Origin of the sequence: Actinoplanes lutulentus, assembly GCF_003259845.1 — a bacterium.
GTDB lineage: Bacteria > Actinomycetota > Actinomycetes > Mycobacteriales > Micromonosporaceae > Actinoplanes > Actinoplanes lutulentus.
Window position 1 is genome coordinate 289710 of the sequence record NZ_QLMJ01000001.1, and the last position, 17266, is coordinate 306975.

Here is a 17266-nt window from a genome sequence, read left to right on the forward strand (position 1 = left end):
ATGACCTGGAGATATCGTGAACACCGAAGTCGCGACCGCGGACAACCTGGTCGGGCCGCTGGCCGTCATCAATGAGACGCCGCTGCGGGACATCCGCGCCGAGCAGGCCGACCGCGTGGTCCGGCGGATCGTCGACAAGGAAGCCCTTCTGAAGCGGTTGGATGTGGCCGCGTTCCAGTCAGCACACTGATGCCCGGCCCGGCGGGCGGTGACGCCGGCGGAGCCCATCCGCTGAGCCAGTTCGTTCTGAAGGTGCACGGCCGGTGCGACCTGAAGTGCGACCACTGCTACGTCTACGAGCACGCTGACCAGAGCTGGAAAACCAAGCCCCGGGCCATGTCGCGCGACGTCGCCCGGGCCGCCGCGCGCCGGATCGCCGAGCACGCCGCCCGCTGGGAACTGCCCCGGGTTCGCGTGGTCGTGCACGGCGGCGAGCCCCTGCTCCTCGGCGCCGCCGGGCTGGACGAACTGATCACCACGATCCGGGAACCGATCGAAGAGGTCACCCGTCTCTCGCTGACCATGCAGACGAACGGCGTGCGGTTCGGCCCGGAGACCGCTGACGTGCTCAAGCGCCACGGCGTGCGGGTCGGTGTCTCGCTCGACGGCGACCGGGAAGCCAACGACCGGCACCGCCGGTTCGCGAACGGCGCCGGCAGCTTCGACCAGGTGCGGACCGCCCTGGCGCTGCTGCGAACCCCCGCCTACCGCGAGCTGTACGCCGGACTGCTCTGCACGATCGACGTCCGCAACTCCCCGGACCGGGTCTACGAGGCTCTGCTCGCCGAGCGCCCGCCCGCCGTCGACTTCCTGCTCCCGCACGCCACCTGGGACGATCCGCCGCTGCGTCCGGACGGTGATCCCACGCCCTATGCGAGTTGGCTGTCCGTGATCCACCGCCGCTGGCTGGCCGACGGGCGACCCATGCGGATCCGGCTCTTCGACGGCCTGCACTCCACCGCGAGTGGCGGCCCGAGCGGTTCCGAGCAACTCGGCGCGGACACCGTCGACATGGTCGTCATCGAGACCAGCGGGGCGTACGAGCAGGCCGACTCGGTGAAGACCGCGTACGACGGCGCGCCCGCGACCGGCCTGAGCGTGCTCACCCACCCGGTCGACGACGTCTCCCGGCTGCGGCCGATCGCGGTCCGGCAGACCGGGATCACCGGCCTCGGCGCCGTCTGCCGTACCTGCCCGGTCGTCCAGCAGTGCGCCGGTGGCCTCTACGCCCACCGGTACCGCACCGGCCACGGATTCGACAACCCGTCGGTCTACTGCGCCGACCTGCGCGTCCTGATCGACCGGACCAACGAGGAGAGCCGGATGCACGCGGATGCCGCGGCGGAACACACCGGTCCTGCCGACGTGATCGCCCAGATCGCCTCGGGCTTCGGCGACGAGGCGACGATCACCTGGCTGGCCGAGCAGCAGCAGTCGGTCACCCGCGCGCTGGTCGCCGCGACGATCGACCAGTTCGGCGAGACCGCCGGCTGGCGAGCGCTCACCGACCTGGAGATCGGGCACGCCGAGGCGGTACGCCAGGTGCTCGCCCATCCGTACGTCCGGGCCTGGGCGGTCGGCATGCTCCGGACCGGCGATCCGGCGGGACTGCCCTACCTGGGCGGGCTCGCCGCCGCGGCGGCCGTGCACGCGAACGTGCCGATGGAGACCGACGTGCGGATCGACCGCGGCGTGGTCGCCCTGCCGACGGTCGGCACGCTGTACTGGCCGGACGCGGTCACCGCCGGCGCCCGGATCGCCGTCGACCACGGCAAGCTGCGGCTCACCGGGCCGGACCACGAGGTACTCACCGTCGATCTGTCCCAGCAGGAGTCGTCGGCGCACTGGCAGCCGGCCCGGCACGTCGCGCGGGACGGCTGGAGTGTGCGCATCGAGGACGCCGACCCGGCCCGTGACTGTCACGGCTGGACACCCGCGGGACGGCTGGACGAACCGGCCGCCGCACGGTGGCGCGACTCGCTGACGGAGGCCTGGCGACTGATCGACACGGAGCTGCCGGCGTACGCCCCGGCGCTCCGTACCGGACTGAAAGTGATCATGCCGCTGGAGCAGGACCCGGCCGGGAAGCAGCGCGCGTCCACGGCGATGGACGCGTTCGGCTCGTTCTCCGCCGCGCCGGCCGGCCCGGCCGATCTCGCGGTGCTGCTGGTCCACGAGTTCCAGCACGCCAAGCTGGGCGCGCTGTGCGACCTCTACGACCTGCACGACCCCGACTCGCAGGCGTCGATCACCGTCGGCTGGAAAACCGAGTCCCGGCCGGTCGAGGCGGCCTTGCAGGGCGTTTACGCGCACGCCGCGGTGGCCGACGTCTGGCGCCTGCGGGCCGGCCGCGATCCGCGTGCGCCCGAGCTCTACGCGATGTACCACCGCTGGACCGTCGACGCGATCGCCGCACTGCGCGCGACCGGCGCCCTGACTCCCCTGGGTACGTCATTCGTCGACGGGATGGCCGCGACGCTCGATTCCTGGGAGAGCGGGGCTTTCAAGGAGACCGCGGCTTTTAAGGAGACCGCGGGGCCGTGACCGGGCTGCTCCTCACCAAGACCTCCCTCGTCGCCGATCTGACCGCGCTCGGCGTCGGCGAGGGCGGCGCCCTGCTGGTGCACTGCTCGATGCGCCGGATCGGCTGGGTCGACGGCGGGCCGGCCACCCTGCTGGCCGCGCTGCGCGAGGTGACCGGGCCCACCGGGACGATCGTGGTGCCCGCCCAGACGCCGAACAACTCGCTGACCAGCCCGGTCCACCGGACCGCCACGGCCGGGATGAGCAACGCCGCCCGAGCCCGGTACGTGGCCGGGATGCCGGGCTTCCAGCCGGACAGCACACCGTCGTACGGCGTCGGGAGCTTCGCCGAGCACATCCGTTCGCATCCGGGCGCGCTGCGCAGCCGGCACCCGCAGACCTCCTTCGCGGCGCTGGGCCCGGACGCCGCCGCGATCGTCCGCGACCACGATCTCCGCTCGCACCTCGGTGAGCGCTCGCCGCTGGGCGCGCTCTACCAGGGCGGGGCCTCGATTCTGCTGCTCGGCGTCGGCATGGAGAAGTGCACGGCGCTGCACCTCGCCGAATACCGGCTTCCGCAGCCTGCGAAGGTCATGGAGTACTCCTGCTTCGTGACCGAAAATGGTCAGCGCCGGATGGAGCGGTTCGAAGCGCTGAAGCTCGACGACAGCGACTTCGGCGAAGCGGGACGAGATCTTCTCCGGCAGCCCTGGGCGACCACCGGCCGGGTGGGCGGCGCGGCGGCTCACCTGATCCCACTGGCACCGGCGGTGGATCAGGCCGAGGAATGGTTCACCACCAATCGCGGTTGATCCGCGCTTCGCCTCACCCTGGCATTGATCTCCGTCGGTGACACAGTGGAACGGGACCGTTACGCTGAACTCCGGGTCGTAACTGGATCGGGGATCGGAGCGAACGTGCGCGTTGCGGGAAACATGCCCGGCCTCCGGGCACCGTGATCGGATCTCGACCGTGCCGGCGCCCGACCTGTACTTCGCGCTGATCCATGCGCGCACGTCGGTCCCGAACCAATGGGTCGAGGGGTTCTATCACCGGCTCGACCTGGAGGTGCAGCGCCGCGCCGACCCGCCGTACGGTCTGCGCCGCGGCTCGCTCTACTTCGCCACCGCCGGCGACGCCCGCAAGGCGCTGGCGAACGGTGTCCCGCGGGTGCGGGTGCTCGTACCCCTCTACAGCCGGGAGTTTCTGCACGAGCCGCCGGCCGACTTCGGCAACCGGCTGCATCGCCTCAACGACTCCGACGAGCCGCCCTTCGTGCACCCGGTCCTCTGGGAGCCGCACCTTCCGGCACGCCGGGTCAACGGCCTCGCCCAGGCCACCTCGCTGGGTGCCGCCGTCCAGGAGTACGCGGAGTACGGGATGGTCTCGATCTGCCGGCTCAGCGCGTACACCGCGGAGCTGCGGCAGATCATCGAGGAGCTCGCGGACCGTGTGGTGTCCGCCGCCGAGGACCCCGACCAGGTGCCGCTCTGGATCCGCAGCCGCCCGGCGCTGCCGATGCCCGCCCGGTCACCGGCGGCCCGATTCCTGATCACCGTGGTGCGGCCGCACGGGCGCGGTGTCGACTGGTCGCCGTTCGGCACCGACACGGGCTGGGTGACCGATCACGCCCGGCACGCCGCGCAGCGGCTGTCGCTGCTGCCCGAGATCGTGCTCGCCCCGGCGGCGCCGGGCACCGCCAACGGCTTCCACGAGTCGGCCGGCGTGCTGCTGCTCGACTCCGCGGTGCTCGACGACCCGAACGCCCGCTCGATCGCCGAACGGATACTCCGGGACATGCCGCCGTGGATGACCGTGGTGATGGTGATCCGCCCGGAAGGCGCCGGCCGGGCACACGATCTGGCCGCCCGGGCGAGAGCCATGACGCGCAACGGCGTGCAGATCGCCCGGGATGCCCCGGAACTTCAGCGAGCCATCGACGAGGCGGTCACCAAGGCCCGCCGGAACTTTCTTCGCAGCAGGCGTTCGCGAGGACCGTGGGAGGACTTGCCATGAGCAGAGGGCGCAACGGACAGGTCGTCACGTTCTACTCCTACAAGGGCGGCACCGGCCGCACGATGGCCCTCGCCAACATCGCCTGGATCCTGGCGGCGAACGGCCACCGGGTCCTCGCCGTCGACTGGGACCTCGAGTCGCCCGGCCTGCACCGGTACTTCGCGCCGTTCATGGACCTGCGATTCCTGGCCAGCACCGGCGGCGTCGTCGACATGATCAACCGGTACGAGTGGGACTCGTCCGAAGAGACCTGGGACCCCGCCCAGCTCAACAGTTATGCCAGCGTCCAGCAGCACTCCTTCTCGCTGGAGTGGGAACACTTCCCGGACGGCGGCACCCTCGACTTCCTCTCCGCCGGCCGGCAGAACCCGGCGTACGACGGCGGGCTCAGCCAGATCAAGTGGGACGAGTTCTACGAGGATCGGGGCGGCGGCCGGTTCTTCGACGCGATGCGCGCCGACATGAAGGACCGCTACGACTTCACCCTGATCGACAGCCGGACCGGGCACAGCGACATCGCCGGGATCTGCACCGGCCATCTGCCGGACGTGCTGGTGGACTGCTTCACGTTCAGCGACCAGGGCATCGAGGGTGCGGCCCGGATGGCACGGCAGCTGCACAGCCCCCGGGACATCCGGGTGCTGCCCGTGCCGATGCGGGTGGACCCGGCCGAGAAGCGTAAGGCCGACATCGGGCGGACGGTAGCGATGCGGGAGTTCGCCGAGCTGCCGAGCGGTCTCGACGAGGGCCGGCGCCGGGCGTACTGGCACGGTGTCGAGGTGCCTTACCAGGCGTATTACGCGTACGAGGAGACGCTGGCGACCTTCGGTGACGCGCCGGGTGCCCGCGGGACGCTCCTCAGCGCGTACGAGGCTCTGGCCTCGCACATCACCGAGGGGCAGGTCACCACGCTGCCGCCGATGAACACGAGCCTCCGCCAGCAGATCATCACGCGGTTCGAGCGCAAGCCGTTCTCCGAGGCCGACACCGTGCTGCTCTCCGGCTCCGGCCTCGACCAGGTGTGGCTGGAGTGGGTGGAACACGTCCTGCTCGCCGGAGGGCTCCGGGTCGTGCACGCTCCGGACGGCGGCGGCGACAAGGACTCACCGCTGAACGCCCAGCACCTGAAGATCATCTCCAGGGCTGAGGGCGCCGATTACTTCACCGGCACGGCGGACGCGCTCACCCCGGACCCGGGACTGCGGGCGATCTACACGGCTGACATCACCCCGTGGCGGAGCATCCCGGCGGTGAACTCGGCGTTCATCGCCGGGCTCGGTGGCAGTGCCGCGGCCGAGGAGATCCTCAAGCTGATCGGCCGGCCCGCCGGCGATCTGGACGTCGTGCTGGCCGGCGCGCCGCGTTACCCCGGCGAGGAACCCCACCTGGTGGTGAACCTGCCGGCCCGCAACGCCCGCTTCACCGGGCGCGAAGCCGGACTGCGTGACCTGCGCGGGCGGCTGCGCTCCGGCGCGGCGGTGGTGCTCTTCGGTACCCAGGCGGTCAGCCTCCAGGGCATGGGCGGCGTCGGCAAGACCCAGATGGCACTGGAGTACGCCCACCGTTACCGCGCCGCGTACGACGTGGTGGCCTGGTTGAAGGCCGACACCGAGGAGAACCTGCAGAACGCCCTGCGCGAGCTCGGCGGGCGGCTGCACCTGCAGTCCGAGCAGTCCGGCCGGGAGTTCGCCCGGGCCGTCGTCCAGGAGCTCAGCCGGGACAAACGACGCTACCTGCTGATCCTGGACAACGCCGAGGAGCCCGACGCGATCCTCGACTACCTGCCCCACGGGACCGCGCACGTCCTCATCACCTCGCGAAACATCGCCTGGGGCGATCAGACCCAGCCGGTGCAGGTCGACGTCTTCACCCGGGCCGAGAGCATCGATCACCTGATGCAGCGGGTCAGGGGCATCGAGGAGCACGACGCCGGCCTCGTTGCGGAACAGCTCGACGACCTGCCGATCGCGATCGCCGCGGCCGCCGCACTGCTCGACGAGTCGAACACCCCGGTCGACCAGTACCTCGAACTGATCCAGGCGGAGGGCCCGAGCGTCGCGCTCGTCGACACCGCCGGCCGGCCCATCGCCCGGACCTGGGACCTGTCCCTGAACCGGCTGCGGGAACGGGACCGGGCGGCGTACCGGCTCTTCCAGCTGTGCAGTGTGCTGGCGCCGGAGATCTCGCTCGACCTGGTCTACAGCGACCAGATGGCGGAGTTCCTCAAACCGCACAACCCGGCGGTCTCCGAGCGGATGCTGCGCGGCGCACTGGTCCAGCAGATCAACCGGCTGGCGCTGCTCCGGCTGGACCAGCGGCCCAGCTCCCCCGGCAGCAGCGACCGCAGCGGTCAGATCCTGATCCACCAGGTGGTGCAGGACGCGGTCCGGGACCGGATGACCGAAGAGGAGCGCGCCGAAGCCCAGCGGCAGGTGCACCAGGTGCTCGCCAAGGCGCGGCCCGAGGGCGAGGTCGAGGACGCGGAGCACTGGCCCCGGTTCCGGATGATCTGGCCGCACCTCGACGCGTCCCGGTCGGTCTACAGCACCGACGAGGCGGTACGCCAGCTGCTGATCGACCGGATCCGGTACTACTACGTCCAGGCCGACCTCGCCACCGGCCGGGCCCGGGCCGATTGGGTCGCCGGGATCTGGGAGAAGCAGCTCGAGGAGACCACCGACCCGGAGCAGGCCGGCATCCTGCGCCAGCAACTGCTCCAGCTCCGGTTCAACCTGGCCAACCTGCTGCGCGACCTGGGCGAGTTCAAGGCCTCCCTGGAACTGGACGAGCGGGTGCTGGCCGAGCAGGAACGGCTGCTGGGCCCCGACCATCCGCACACCCTGATGACCCGCGGCAGTTACGCGGCCGACCTGCGCGGCCTGGGTCGTTACCCGGAGGCGCTCGACATCGACGTCGACACCTACCGCGCCTGGCAGGACCAGTACGGCGACAACTTCCCGCGCACCCTGGCGGCGCAGAACAACCTCGCGGTCTCCTACCGTCTGATGGGCCAGTTCACGCTGGCCGGTCAGCACGACGAGGAGGCGTGGCTGCGGCGTCGTGAGGTCAACGGCGAGACCAGCCTCTGGACGCTCGGCACGGCCGCCTGCCTGGCCCGGGACTGGCGCGACGCGGGCGACTTCGACCGGTCCGCCGCCCTGCTCAAGCAGACCCTCGACGACCTGCTGGAGACCCGCGGGCCGGACTCCCGGTCGACGCTCACCACGAAGTCGAACTACGCGGTCTCGTTGCGCAGCATCGGCCGGATCGACGAGGCGCTCCAGCTGCACCACGAGTCGTACGACCGGCTCCTGCTGCTGTTCGGCGACAAGAACCCGGAGACGGTGAGCTGCCGGTTCAGCCGCGCGCTCACCCTGCACAGCGCCGGGGAGGGCGAGCAGGCGGTGGCCGAGCTGCTCGAGATCCACGCGTTCTGGAAGCGCACGCTCGGCGACCGGCACCCGTACACGCTCGTGTGCCGCAACGACCTGGCCATCGCCGAACGCCGGCTCGGCGACCTGCCGAAATCCCGGGCGTGGATCCGGCCCACGGTCCCGGAGATGATCGAGGTGCTGCGGCCGGATCATCCGTACACGCTGTCCGCGCAGATGAACCTGGCGATCTGCGAGGCGGAACCGTCCGAGGGCGGCACCGGGCCGGAGGCGGCCCGGGAGACCCTGCTGTCGATCGCCGGCGACATCCGGCGGGTGTTCGGGCCGGAGCACCCGAACACCTTCCGGTACGAGGCCAACCTCGCCCTCGTCGAGGAGGCGCTGGGTGGCGAGCCCGCCGACGACCGGCTCGCCGCGCTCCGCGAGCGGGTGGTCCTCCGGCTCGGCGGGGCGCATCCGATCGTGAGCGGGCTCGACCGGCGCCGGTACCTGTACCGGATCATCGACCCTCACCAGTTCTAGGGACGGCGGCCCATGGCGGACAGGGAGAACACCGATAGCACCATCCCGTCGCTGATCTCCTCGGCGTGGCGGACCGCGCCGCCGGTGCTGCGCCGGTTCACGTACTGGGTGTGGAGTCTCGGCACCGTCGCGGTGATCCTGGCGATCACGGCGGACGTGCAGAACCGGTGGGGCAGCCTGCAGTTCGTCACGAACATCCTGGCCGAGCTGATCTGCGGGCTGTTCGCGCTGCCGCTGGCTCTCGTGATCATCGCGCGGCTGGCCGAGTACCAGGTGAAGGAGCTCGAACGGGTCCGGCTGAAGGCCCGGTACGGCGCGGCGCTCGAACAGCTGACCGCCTCGGTACGCACCACCAGCGACTACGTCCAGGACCTGGTCCAGGAGGTGAGCGCCTCCACGAACGCCTTCGTGGAAGCGGCCCGGGTGGTCAACGGCAGGCTCGCCGATCCGGAACGCGCGCTGGAGTCGGCCCATCTGCTCCAGGCTCACATGGACAGCCAGCAGTGGCTCTTCTACGAGCGGGTGGTGACGCCGCTGCGGATCGACGGGAACCACCTGCGCGCGCTGCTCAGCGAACGCGTCCGCAACGGGGAGCCGACCGTCGAGTCGGCCCGTTTCGAACGGATCTGGAACGAACTGGAGTCCGCGCTCCGGCACCAGCGGCAGATCATGTCCACCGGGCACCAGGAGCTGGCCCGGGGCGTACCCAATGCGAACAGGGCGACCCGCCTGCGCAACGCCGCGATCGTCCATCTGCACAGCGTCGACCACCTGCTGCAGCTCTGTGGCGAACTGGAGGCGTTCGCCACCGAGGCACGGGAACTCCTGGCCGGCCCGGAATCACCGTGACAGAGCCGGCCGGGTCTCAGAGCAAGCTATGTCTCAGGCGGCGAGCCAGCTGAGGATCCTCGGCAGCACCTCCATGGCCCCGAAGTGCGCGGCGTCGTGCTGCACGTGCACCTCCGACCGCGGTATCCGCTGCGCCAGCCATCGGCTGTGGCTGGCCGGCGAGAACGTGTCGTGCGCGCCGTGCCAGAGCCGGACCGGCGGCACAATCGTGTCGAGGGCGAAACCCCACTGGCGGCGGAACGCCACGATGTCGTCGAGCCAGCCGTACGGCCCGTCGCGCAGCGCGTCCGCGTAGCTCTTCACCAGCAGACGCCGGTACAGCACGCTCTGCATGAACCGCAGGTCGGGCGCGGACATCTGGGAACGCAGCTCTTCCAGGAGACTCTTCGGGTCGGCGGCGGTCTGCTCGGCCAGGGCCCGCAGCTCGTGCATCATCTCCGCGGTGCCGCGGTCGGCCGCGACGTGCTTGCTGGCGTTCTCGTCGGCCATCCCCTCGTACCAGTTGAGGTCGGCCGCCTCCCAGGGCGCGAGTCCGACCAGGACGGCGGCGCGCGCGACCCGGTGCGGCAGCACGGCGGCGCAGGCGAGCGCGTGCGGGCCGCCGCCGGAGCGGCCCACCACGGCGAACCGCTTGATCTCCAGCCGGTCGGCGATGGCCCGGACGTCACTGGCGGCGTCGACGACCCGGCGGTTCGGCAGCCGGGTGGAGCCGCCGTAACCCGGGCGGTCGTAACTGATCAACTGGATGCCCTGGCGATAGAGCACGCTGCTGCGGGGGCGAGGACCGGAGCCCGAGCCGGGGGTGCCGTGCAGCAGGAACACCGGAATCCCGTCGGCCGCGCCGGACACCTGAACCGCGAGAACCCTGGAGCCGACGCCGACCTCGAACCGTGTCACCAAGGCAACCCTCATCCCCGACGCGCGAATTCGCGGTGGAACTGTCCCGCGCTCCATCGATGGTAATCGCCACGCAACAGTCCGTGAGGTTATCCGGCACCCAGCAGGGCAGCGTGTGTGACCGCGGACCGTCCAGAGTGGCGATCAGGAGACGGGCTGCCGCGCCGGAGATCGCCGTGGCGTGCGGGTCGCCGGCACCGCCCTGTGGCGCCGGATGGCCGGCCCGGACAGCGTTTGCCGGCGAACCCGGAGACGGCTTGTGCTTACGGTCGTGCGCGGGCCGAAAACACGACCGTGAGCACAAGCCGGCCGCAGGCGGCCAGCGCTTGCGGTCGCTGATGAGGCTCGACCACGACCACGAGCGCGAGCCGATCGGCCAGGGCGCGACTTGCGGACTGTGTGTCGAGTTCGGGCGCGTATCGAATCCGAAATCGACACGGGAGAACGGACCGACACGGGAGAACGGATCGCGCGATCTTCGGGCGCAGTGCCCGTGACTGACAGCAGCGCGGTAGGCGGCCGGTGCCGGGAGTGTGTCTAATCTGAGCCGATGGACCAGTTTGGAGTCGTTGTCAGCGCGGGTTCGCTTCAGGACGACGCCGGCGCCGGGGTTGTTCGGTTTCCGCATCGGTGGACCGACGCGGGCGTGACCGTCCGGGCTGACTTCACCGGGGCCCATCTGCTGCATCTCGCCGCCGCCGGCTGCGTGCTCAACGATCTCTACCGCGAGGCCGCCGGCCTCGGCATCCCGCTTGATGGGGTACGCGTAACCGCCGCCGGCGCCTTCGACACGACAACCTGGACGTCGACCGGCATCACGTACACCGTGGAACTCGACTCCCCCGGCAACGACGGCGTTCTGGCCGGGCTGCTGGCCCGGGTGGACGAGATCGCGGAGATCCCGCGTGCCATCCGGGCTGGCGCGCAGGTGACCAGGAATTCGTCAAACGGTGCGTCAAACGCCGCCCCGCTCTGATGGGACCAGCCCGGGAAACGCCCGGGCCACCAAGGAGTGAGAACCACATGCCGCTGTTCATGGACATCCACCACGTCGACGGTGGAGTGAAAGGCTCCGACGTCGCCGCCGCCCACGAGAAAGACCTTGCCACCCAGGGCGAGTACGGCGTCAACTACCTGAAGTACTGGGTCGACGAGGACGCCGGGAAGATCTTCTGCCTGGTCGACGCGCCCGACGCCGAAGCGGCGAACACCGTGCACGCCAAGGCGCACGGCCTGGTCGCTGACGAGATCTACCCGATCAGCGCGAAAGGCTGACAGGACCCGTGGCGCTCACTGTGCACCTGCTCGGTAGGCCGCATGTGGAAAAGCATGGGGCGAAAGCCGGTTATCAGGTGCGCAGCCGCAAGAGCTGGGCGCTGCTGGCCATGTTGCTGCTCGGCGACCGGCCGCCGCTGACCCGCGGCCGGCTCGCCGGGATGCTCTACCCCGAGGCGCAGGATCCGCTGCGGGCGCTGCGCTGGGGGCTCACCGAGGTCCGCCGCTGCCTGGGTGTGCCGGTGGACGGCGATCCGGTGACGCTGCGCCTGCCGGACGACGCGGTCGTCGACGTTCACGTGCTCAGCCACGGCGCGTGGACGGCGGCGGCGCGGCTGCCCGGGCTCGGCGCGGAACTGCTCGACGGGATCGAGGTCCGGGGTGCGCCCGCGTTCGAGTCGTGGCTGCTCTCCGAGCGGCGCCGGGTCGCTGCCGCGTCCGAGGCGATGCTGCACGAGGCCGCGCTGGGCCGGCTCGCCGAGGGTGAACCGGACGCGGCCCGCGACCTGGCGCTGCGGGCCGCCGCGATGAACCCGCTCGACGAGAACCATCAGGCGCTGGTGATCCGGCTGTACCGGCTGGCCGGCGACGACGTGGCCGCGAAACGGCAGTTCGCGGCGGTCACCGAGCTGTTCCGCGACGAACTCGGCGTGACGCCGGGCATTGCGGTCGAGCAGGCGATGCGCGAGGTCCGCCGGAAACCCGACGAGCCCGCCGACGAGGCGTCAGTCGAGGCCATCGTCGAGTCCGGCGCGGCGGCGGTGGCGGCCGGCGCGGTCGACGCCGGCGTCCGGTCCCTGCGCGCGGCGGTCCGCCTCGCCGATCGGCTGGACGGGTCGGCGAACCTGCGCGTGACCGCCCGCCTCCGCCTCGCCGAGTCGCTGGTCCACTCGCTGCGGGGCATGGATGAGGAGGGTCTGGCGACCCTCCACGAAGCCGATCGGCTCGCTCTCACCGCGCACGATCAGGCCGCGTCGGCGCAGGCCAGAGCGGAGATTGGGTACGTGGATTTCCTGCGTGGCCGTTACGACCGAGCACACCACTGGCTCGACTGCGCCCTCACGGCCGCTGAGGGTTCGCCGGCGACCACGGCGCGGATCACCACCTATCTGGGCGCCGTGCACAGCGACCGCGGCGAATATCCGCAAGCCCGGGCCCTGCTCGAAAAGGCGATCAACCTGGCCCGCGACGCCGGCGACCCGCGAACCGGGGCATACGCGTTGTCCATGCTGGGACGCGTACACCTGCTCCTGAATGATCTTGATCTTGCGGCCGCGCACCTCGCGAGGTCGGAGGAGATCGCTCAGGGTGACCATTGGCTGGCTTTTCTGCCGTGGCCGCAGGCGCTGCGCGGTGAGGTTCACCTCGCGGCCGGCGACGTGGAGGCCGCTGAGCGGGTGTTGCGGCAGGCGTTCGCGCGGGCGTGCCGGCTCGGTGATCCCTGCTGGGAGGGGATGGCGGCGCGTTCGCTCGCGCTGGTCGCGGAGGCGCGCGGGGACACCGAGCAGGCGTTCGCGCTGCTCAGCGAGGCGCGGACGCGGTCGAACCGGCTGGCTGATCCTTACGTCTGGCTCGACGCGCACATTCTCGACGCGCAGTGCGAGCTCGGTCTGCGGCACGGCCGTCCGGAGGCGCCGGCGTGGATCGACGCCCTGCGGCTGCTGACGGCGCGCACCGGCATCGGCAGTCCTGCTCTCGACGCACTGCTAGGCGTTCAGCAGGCTTAGCTGCTCCTGGACCGCGGGGATGCCGACCGGCACCTGTCCGCAGGCGACCTGGCCCTGCCGGACGTGGCTGTCCATCGAACGCAGCACGGCGATCGCGTTCTTCACCAGGTCGACCTGGTCCTGGGCCTTTTCGGTCGTGGTCTGACCGGTCTTCTGGACGGTGGTGAACCGGGCCATGTCGTTGACCACCTGCTCCACCTGGACCATGTCGGCCGAGAAACCTTGCACTGCGGTGCGCAGGTCGGAGTTGAAGAGCAGCCGGCTCTCGGTACGGTCCAGCTCCTCACGCAGATCGGCCAGCTGCGTCGCGTCGGGCTGCGCCTCGGCCTCGGTCTGCGGCTTCACCTCGCCGGTCGCCAGCTCGACCATGTCCGTGCACACCCGGTCGGTGGTGTACCGGTCGACGGCGAACGCGCCCAGCCCGCCGAACGCCACCGCGGTTCCGGTGACGATGGCGGCCACGATGAGGATCTGCTTACGTGTCTCGCTGGCGCGAGTGCGGGTCTTGCTGGGCATGGCGGCTCCCAACGTCGGGGTTCGTGCCCCGGGAGTCGGCCTCCTGCGCCCCTGGTTGAGAGGTGCCCGCCGTTAGCAATCGCACCGCAACTATTGCAGCGGTGAAAGGTTCAGCCGCCGAAGCTCTGCTTCAGGAAGTCCCGCAACTCGTCGGCCTCCGGGCCGCTGAGCCCGGCCGCCTCGATCCGGTCACGGATGTACTGCTCGACCTCTTCCTCGTCGGGAGCGTCGAAGTAGTCGAACGGCGCCACCAGCACGCCCTCGCAGATCCGGCGCGGGTCGTCCTCATCAGCGGCCGGGTCCAGGTCGCGGGGGCTGCGCGAGCCCACCGAGAAGAGCGCGAACCCGGGCTCGAAGCGGTACCCGATGTCGATCTGCTCGCCCCGGTGCCCGCGGGCCGCGAGGTCGGCGACCACGTCGTCGAGGAACCGGTAGGTCAGCTGCACACCGTCGAACCACGCCTCCTCACCGCCGTCCCCGGAGTAAGCGATCTCCACGATCTCGACGGTGTCGATGTCGGTGTACGACAGCACCAGCATCGGCGAGGTCTGGTAGACGGCCCGGTCGAGCCGCCCGGGGTGAACGGGCGTGCCGAGCTTGCACTCGACGACCTCACGACTCTCCCCGATCTGAACCAGGGGGGTTCCGAGCCCCGGCAAAATTTCCATGCCGCGCATGATGCCACGCCGCGGCGGGCAAGGCGCTCGCTGTAGCGGGCACGGCGCCCGCCGTAGCTTTGACCGCGAAGATCGCAGTGGTCGGGAGGATCAGATGCGCAAGCTCGTGTACTTCGTCGCCGCCACCGTCGACGGGTTCATCGCCGCACCGGACGGGTCGTGGGACTTCTTCGTGCTGCATGACGACGTCACGGCGTACATGGTCGAGCGATATCCGGAGACGGTGCCCACGCACATCCGCAGCGCGGTCGGCATCACCGCGCCCAACCAGGCGTTCGACACCGTGCTGATGGGCCGGGGCACCTACGAGCCGGCCCTCGCCGAGGGCGTGACCAGCCCGTACGCGCACCTGCGCCAGGTCGTATTCTCGCGCACCATGACCGAATCGCCGGACCCGGCGGTGCAGGTCGTCGCCGACGATCCGGTCGCGTTCGCGGAAAAGCTGAAGCGTGAACCCGGACTCGACATCTGGCTCGCCGGGGGCGGCAGCCTCGCGGGTGCGCTGCTGCCGGCCATCGACGAGCTGGTGATCAAGCTGAACCCGGTGATCGCCGGCTCCGGTATCCCCCTGGCAGCGGCCGGCTTCCACCCGCACCGCCTCACCCTGACCGACGCGACCCCGCTGCCGAGCGGCGTCGTGGTGCTGCGCTATTCCGCTGATCGGGACGGTGGCTCGGTGGGATAGTGCCAGGGTGCGCCGTGCCGCGATCCTTCTGCTGCTGCTCACCGGGGCGTGTGCGGCGGGCGACGAGGACGTCGAGGTCAGCGCGTCGGCGGCGGTGGCCGGGAGCAGCCGGGTGATGCCGTACGTCGACGTCGTCAGCGGTGCCGCGGACATCTCCGCGATCACGGCCGCCACCGGGCAGAAGGACTTCACCGCGGCGTTCGTGCTCGCCGGCGCGGGTGAGAGCTGCACGCCTGCCTGGTCCGGGACCACAGCGATCGACGACAGCGCGGTCCGGGCGAGTCTCGCCGAGATCGGCGGGGAGGTCGTCGCCGCCACGGGTGGGGCGGACGGGACGTACCTTGAGGCGGTCTGCTCGGCAGGCCGCCGACGACATCACCGCGATCTGGGGTGACGCCGTCGACATCAGCGTCACCCCGATGATCGGCGTGAACGACAGCGGCGCGGTCACCACCCTCGCCGACGCCGAGTCGCTGCTCACGCACGCGAAGACCGAGGGGTACGAGTCCGTCCGCTTCTGGTCAGCCGACCGGGACACCGGTGACTGCCCGGACGGCACGCTGAGCAGTACGTGCAGCGGCATCGCGCAGGATGACCACGCGTTCGCGAAGCTGTTCACAACGTTCAACGATTAGGGCCCGGCGCCCGTACCCGACGGTGGTTCCTCGTCCGGGACCCCGGCAACGGGCGGTTCGCAGAGTTAGGCAGGATGCACGGGTGCGTCGTTTCCTGATTCCGGTGGTGGCGGCCGGCGTGATGATCGGTGGCGGAGGTCTGATCTATTCCGGTCTGGGTTCCGGCACTTCGCCGTCGGTGACCGCGTTCGCCTCGCCGTCGCCGACCGGCCCCAGCCCCGAAGAGCTCGCCGCGGCCGAACGGGCCGCGCGGGTGAAGAAGCTCGACGCGGCGCTGAAGAAGGTGGCGGCCTCGTCGCCTGACTTCGCGGTCGCCGTACTCGACGCGACGACCGGGGAGACGTACCAATATCGGGGTTCGGAGAAGTTCGACACCGCCAGCATCGTGAAGGCGGACATCCTCGCCTGCATGCTGCTCAAGGCGCAGGACGCCGACCGCGAGCCCTCGACCCGGGAGCTGTCGCTGGCGAAACCGATGATCCAGCTCAGCGACAACAACGCCACGACGTCGCTGTTCCAACGGATCGGCGGGAAGGCCGCGGTGACCAAGTGCAACAAGCGCTTCGGGCTGACCAAGACCGCCATCGACGTGCACTGGGGGCTGACCCGGACCACGGCCGGTGATCAGGTGAAGCTGCTCACCCAGTTCGACTCCGCGCAGGGCACGTTGCTGGACGGGGATTCCCGGGAGACCGCTCTGGGTCTGATGACCACTGTCGACTCGGAGCAGGACTGGGGTGTGCCGGTGGTCGCCCGGGCCGGTGAGACGACGAGTGTGAAGAACGGGTGGGACACCCGGACGGCCGACGGCGGCAAGTGGGTGGTCAACTCGATCGGGCGGGTCACGTCGGACGAGGTGGACGTGTCGGTGGCCGTTCTGTCCCATGACAACACGTCGATGGAGAGCGGCATCACGCTGGTGGAGAAGGTCGCCAAGATGACCCGGCAGTATTTGAAGTACTAGATGGCCCCTGCGGGCCGTCGCGTCCTGGTCCTGGCCGGATTCTTAAGCCCGGCGGCGGGCGACCGATTCAAGGCGGCGCAACCGAACACGCCGTCGTCGAAAAGGAGCCTCTCGTGGAGCAGTTCAAGGTCCTCATCGCGTACCTGCGCACCGCGACCTCCTCCGACGAGGGTGCCACCGCCGTTGAGTACTCCCTGCTCGCGGCCCTGATCGCCGGCGGCCTGATCGTCGCGGTGACCGCGCTGCGCGACGACATCAAAACCATGATCGACAACCTGATCACCGCGATCTGACGGCTTGACGCCCTACCGAGCCGTAGGTCATCCCGGTTGATGACCTACGGCTCGCGCTGTCCCGCCTACTCAGCCGCATCCCGCCCGGCCGCGATCTTGAATTCGCCCGCCCAGCGATCTTTCGGCTTTCGCCATGGTGCGGAGCCCAATGCCCGGAGAGGCCCGGATCGAGGTGGCGGCCACATAACGTCGCCGCGATCACGTCGCGGGGCGAGCCGGACGAGAGCGTGGCCGGACGCGGGAGCTGGCCGGGTCGCGGCATGGATCAGGTCGCACATAACGTCACCGTGCGCCC

At 70.4% G+C, this 17266-nt stretch carries 17 protein-coding genes; 14 read left to right on the forward strand and 3 right to left on the reverse strand.

Going from position 1 to position 17266, the window contains the following annotated elements:
* Positions 1-16 precede the first annotated feature (16 nt).
* The 6 genes from fxsA (at position 17) to B0I29_RS01170 (ending at position 9302) form a co-directional block, all read left to right on the forward strand.
* Complete coding sequence (gene fxsA / locus B0I29_RS01145; protein WP_181557637.1) at positions 17-190, forward strand: FxSxx-COOH cyclophane-containing RiPP peptide; 174 nt, start codon at positions 17-19, stop codon at positions 188-190.
* A complete protein-coding gene (locus B0I29_RS01150) occupies positions 190-2544 on the forward strand; it encodes an FxsB family cyclophane-forming radical SAM/SPASM peptide maturase (protein WP_111646908.1) in 2355 nt (784 codons plus the stop codon). Before fxsA ends, B0I29_RS01150 begins: the two co-directional genes overlap by 1 nt.
* Positions 2541-3335 carry an AAC(3) family N-acetyltransferase gene (locus B0I29_RS01155; RefSeq protein ID WP_181557638.1) on the forward strand — a complete coding sequence of 265 codons (795 nt, stop codon included), beginning with the start codon at positions 2541-2543 and terminating at the stop codon, positions 3333-3335. The genes B0I29_RS01150 and B0I29_RS01155 overlap by 4 nt, the downstream gene beginning before the upstream one ends.
* A gap of 160 nt (positions 3336-3495) precedes the next feature.
* Positions 3496-4539 carry a hypothetical protein gene (locus B0I29_RS01160; RefSeq protein ID WP_111646909.1) on the forward strand — a complete coding sequence of 348 codons (1044 nt, stop codon included), beginning with the start codon at positions 3496-3498 and terminating at the stop codon, positions 4537-4539.
* The gene (fxsT, locus tag B0I29_RS01165; RefSeq protein ID WP_111646910.1) at positions 4536-8453 is read left to right on the forward strand and encodes an FxSxx-COOH system tetratricopeptide repeat protein; all 3918 of its coding nucleotides are present in this window, start codon (positions 4536-4538) and stop codon (positions 8451-8453) included. The genes B0I29_RS01160 and fxsT overlap by 4 nt, the downstream gene beginning before the upstream one ends.
* A 12-nt stretch (positions 8454-8465) precedes the next feature.
* Complete coding sequence (locus B0I29_RS01170) at positions 8466-9302, forward strand: hypothetical protein (RefSeq protein WP_111646911.1); 837 nt, start codon at positions 8466-8468, stop codon at positions 9300-9302.
* A 33-nt stretch (positions 9303-9335) separates the two neighbouring features.
* Here the strand turns inward: B0I29_RS01170 and B0I29_RS01175 are convergent, their stop codons facing one another.
* Entirely contained in the window at positions 9336-10214 is an 879-nt protein-coding gene (locus B0I29_RS01175) for an alpha/beta fold hydrolase (RefSeq protein WP_111646912.1), read from the reverse strand.
* 535 nt (positions 10215-10749) lie between these two features.
* Here B0I29_RS01175 and B0I29_RS01180 point away from each other — a divergent pair.
* From B0I29_RS01180 to B0I29_RS01190, 3 genes are read left to right on the forward strand one after another with little or no spacing between them, the layout of a single operon-like run.
* Positions 10750-11175 (forward strand): OsmC family protein, encoded by a 426-nt coding sequence (locus B0I29_RS01180; protein ID WP_111646913.1) that lies wholly within the window; start codon positions 10750-10752, stop codon positions 11173-11175.
* A gap of 47 nt (positions 11176-11222) precedes the next feature.
* Complete coding sequence (locus B0I29_RS01185) at positions 11223-11474, forward strand: DUF4242 domain-containing protein (protein WP_111646914.1); 252 nt, start codon at positions 11223-11225, stop codon at positions 11472-11474.
* An 8-nt stretch (positions 11475-11482) separates the two neighbouring features.
* A complete protein-coding gene (locus B0I29_RS01190) occupies positions 11483-13201 on the forward strand; it encodes an AfsR/SARP family transcriptional regulator (protein WP_111646915.1) in 1719 nt (572 codons plus the stop codon).
* On the opposite strand, the gene B0I29_RS01195 is transcribed toward B0I29_RS01190, so the two are convergent.
* Positions 13181-13717 carry a hypothetical protein gene (locus tag B0I29_RS01195; RefSeq protein ID WP_111646916.1) on the reverse strand — a complete coding sequence of 179 codons (537 nt, stop codon included), beginning with the start codon at positions 13715-13717 and terminating at the stop codon, positions 13181-13183. The two genes, B0I29_RS01190 and B0I29_RS01195, sit on opposite strands and share 21 nt — an antisense overlap.
* Positions 13718-13827: 110 nt before the next feature.
* Complete coding sequence (locus B0I29_RS01200; protein ID WP_245972111.1) at positions 13828-14385, reverse strand: hypothetical protein; 558 nt, start codon at positions 14383-14385, stop codon at positions 13828-13830.
* A gap of 103 nt (positions 14386-14488) precedes the next feature.
* On the opposite strand from B0I29_RS01200, the gene B0I29_RS01205 reads away from it, so the two are divergent.
* The 5 genes from B0I29_RS01205 (at position 14489) to B0I29_RS01225 (ending at position 16971) form a co-directional block, all read left to right on the forward strand.
* Complete coding sequence (locus B0I29_RS01205) at positions 14489-15079, forward strand: dihydrofolate reductase family protein (RefSeq protein ID WP_111646917.1); 591 nt, start codon at positions 14489-14491, stop codon at positions 15077-15079.
* A 7-nt stretch (positions 15080-15086) separates the two neighbouring features.
* Positions 15087-15473 carry a glycoside hydrolase family 18 protein gene (locus tag B0I29_RS01210; RefSeq protein ID WP_111646918.1) on the forward strand — a complete coding sequence of 129 codons (387 nt, stop codon included), beginning with the start codon at positions 15087-15089 and terminating at the stop codon, positions 15471-15473.
* Positions 15421-15714, forward strand: a complete 294-nt coding sequence (locus B0I29_RS01215) for a glycoside hydrolase family 18 protein (RefSeq protein WP_111646919.1) — start codon at positions 15421-15423, stop codon at positions 15712-15714. The genes B0I29_RS01210 and B0I29_RS01215 overlap by 53 nt, the downstream gene beginning before the upstream one ends.
* An 82-nt stretch (positions 15715-15796) precedes the next feature.
* The gene (locus tag B0I29_RS01220; protein ID WP_311733491.1) at positions 15797-16678 is read left to right on the forward strand and encodes a serine hydrolase; all 882 of its coding nucleotides are present in this window, start codon (positions 15797-15799) and stop codon (positions 16676-16678) included.
* A 113-nt stretch (positions 16679-16791) separates the two neighbouring features.
* Positions 16792-16971 carry a Flp family type IVb pilin gene (locus tag B0I29_RS01225; protein WP_220091250.1) on the forward strand — a complete coding sequence of 60 codons (180 nt, stop codon included), beginning with the start codon at positions 16792-16794 and terminating at the stop codon, positions 16969-16971.
* Positions 16972-17266: the final 295 nt, after the last annotated feature.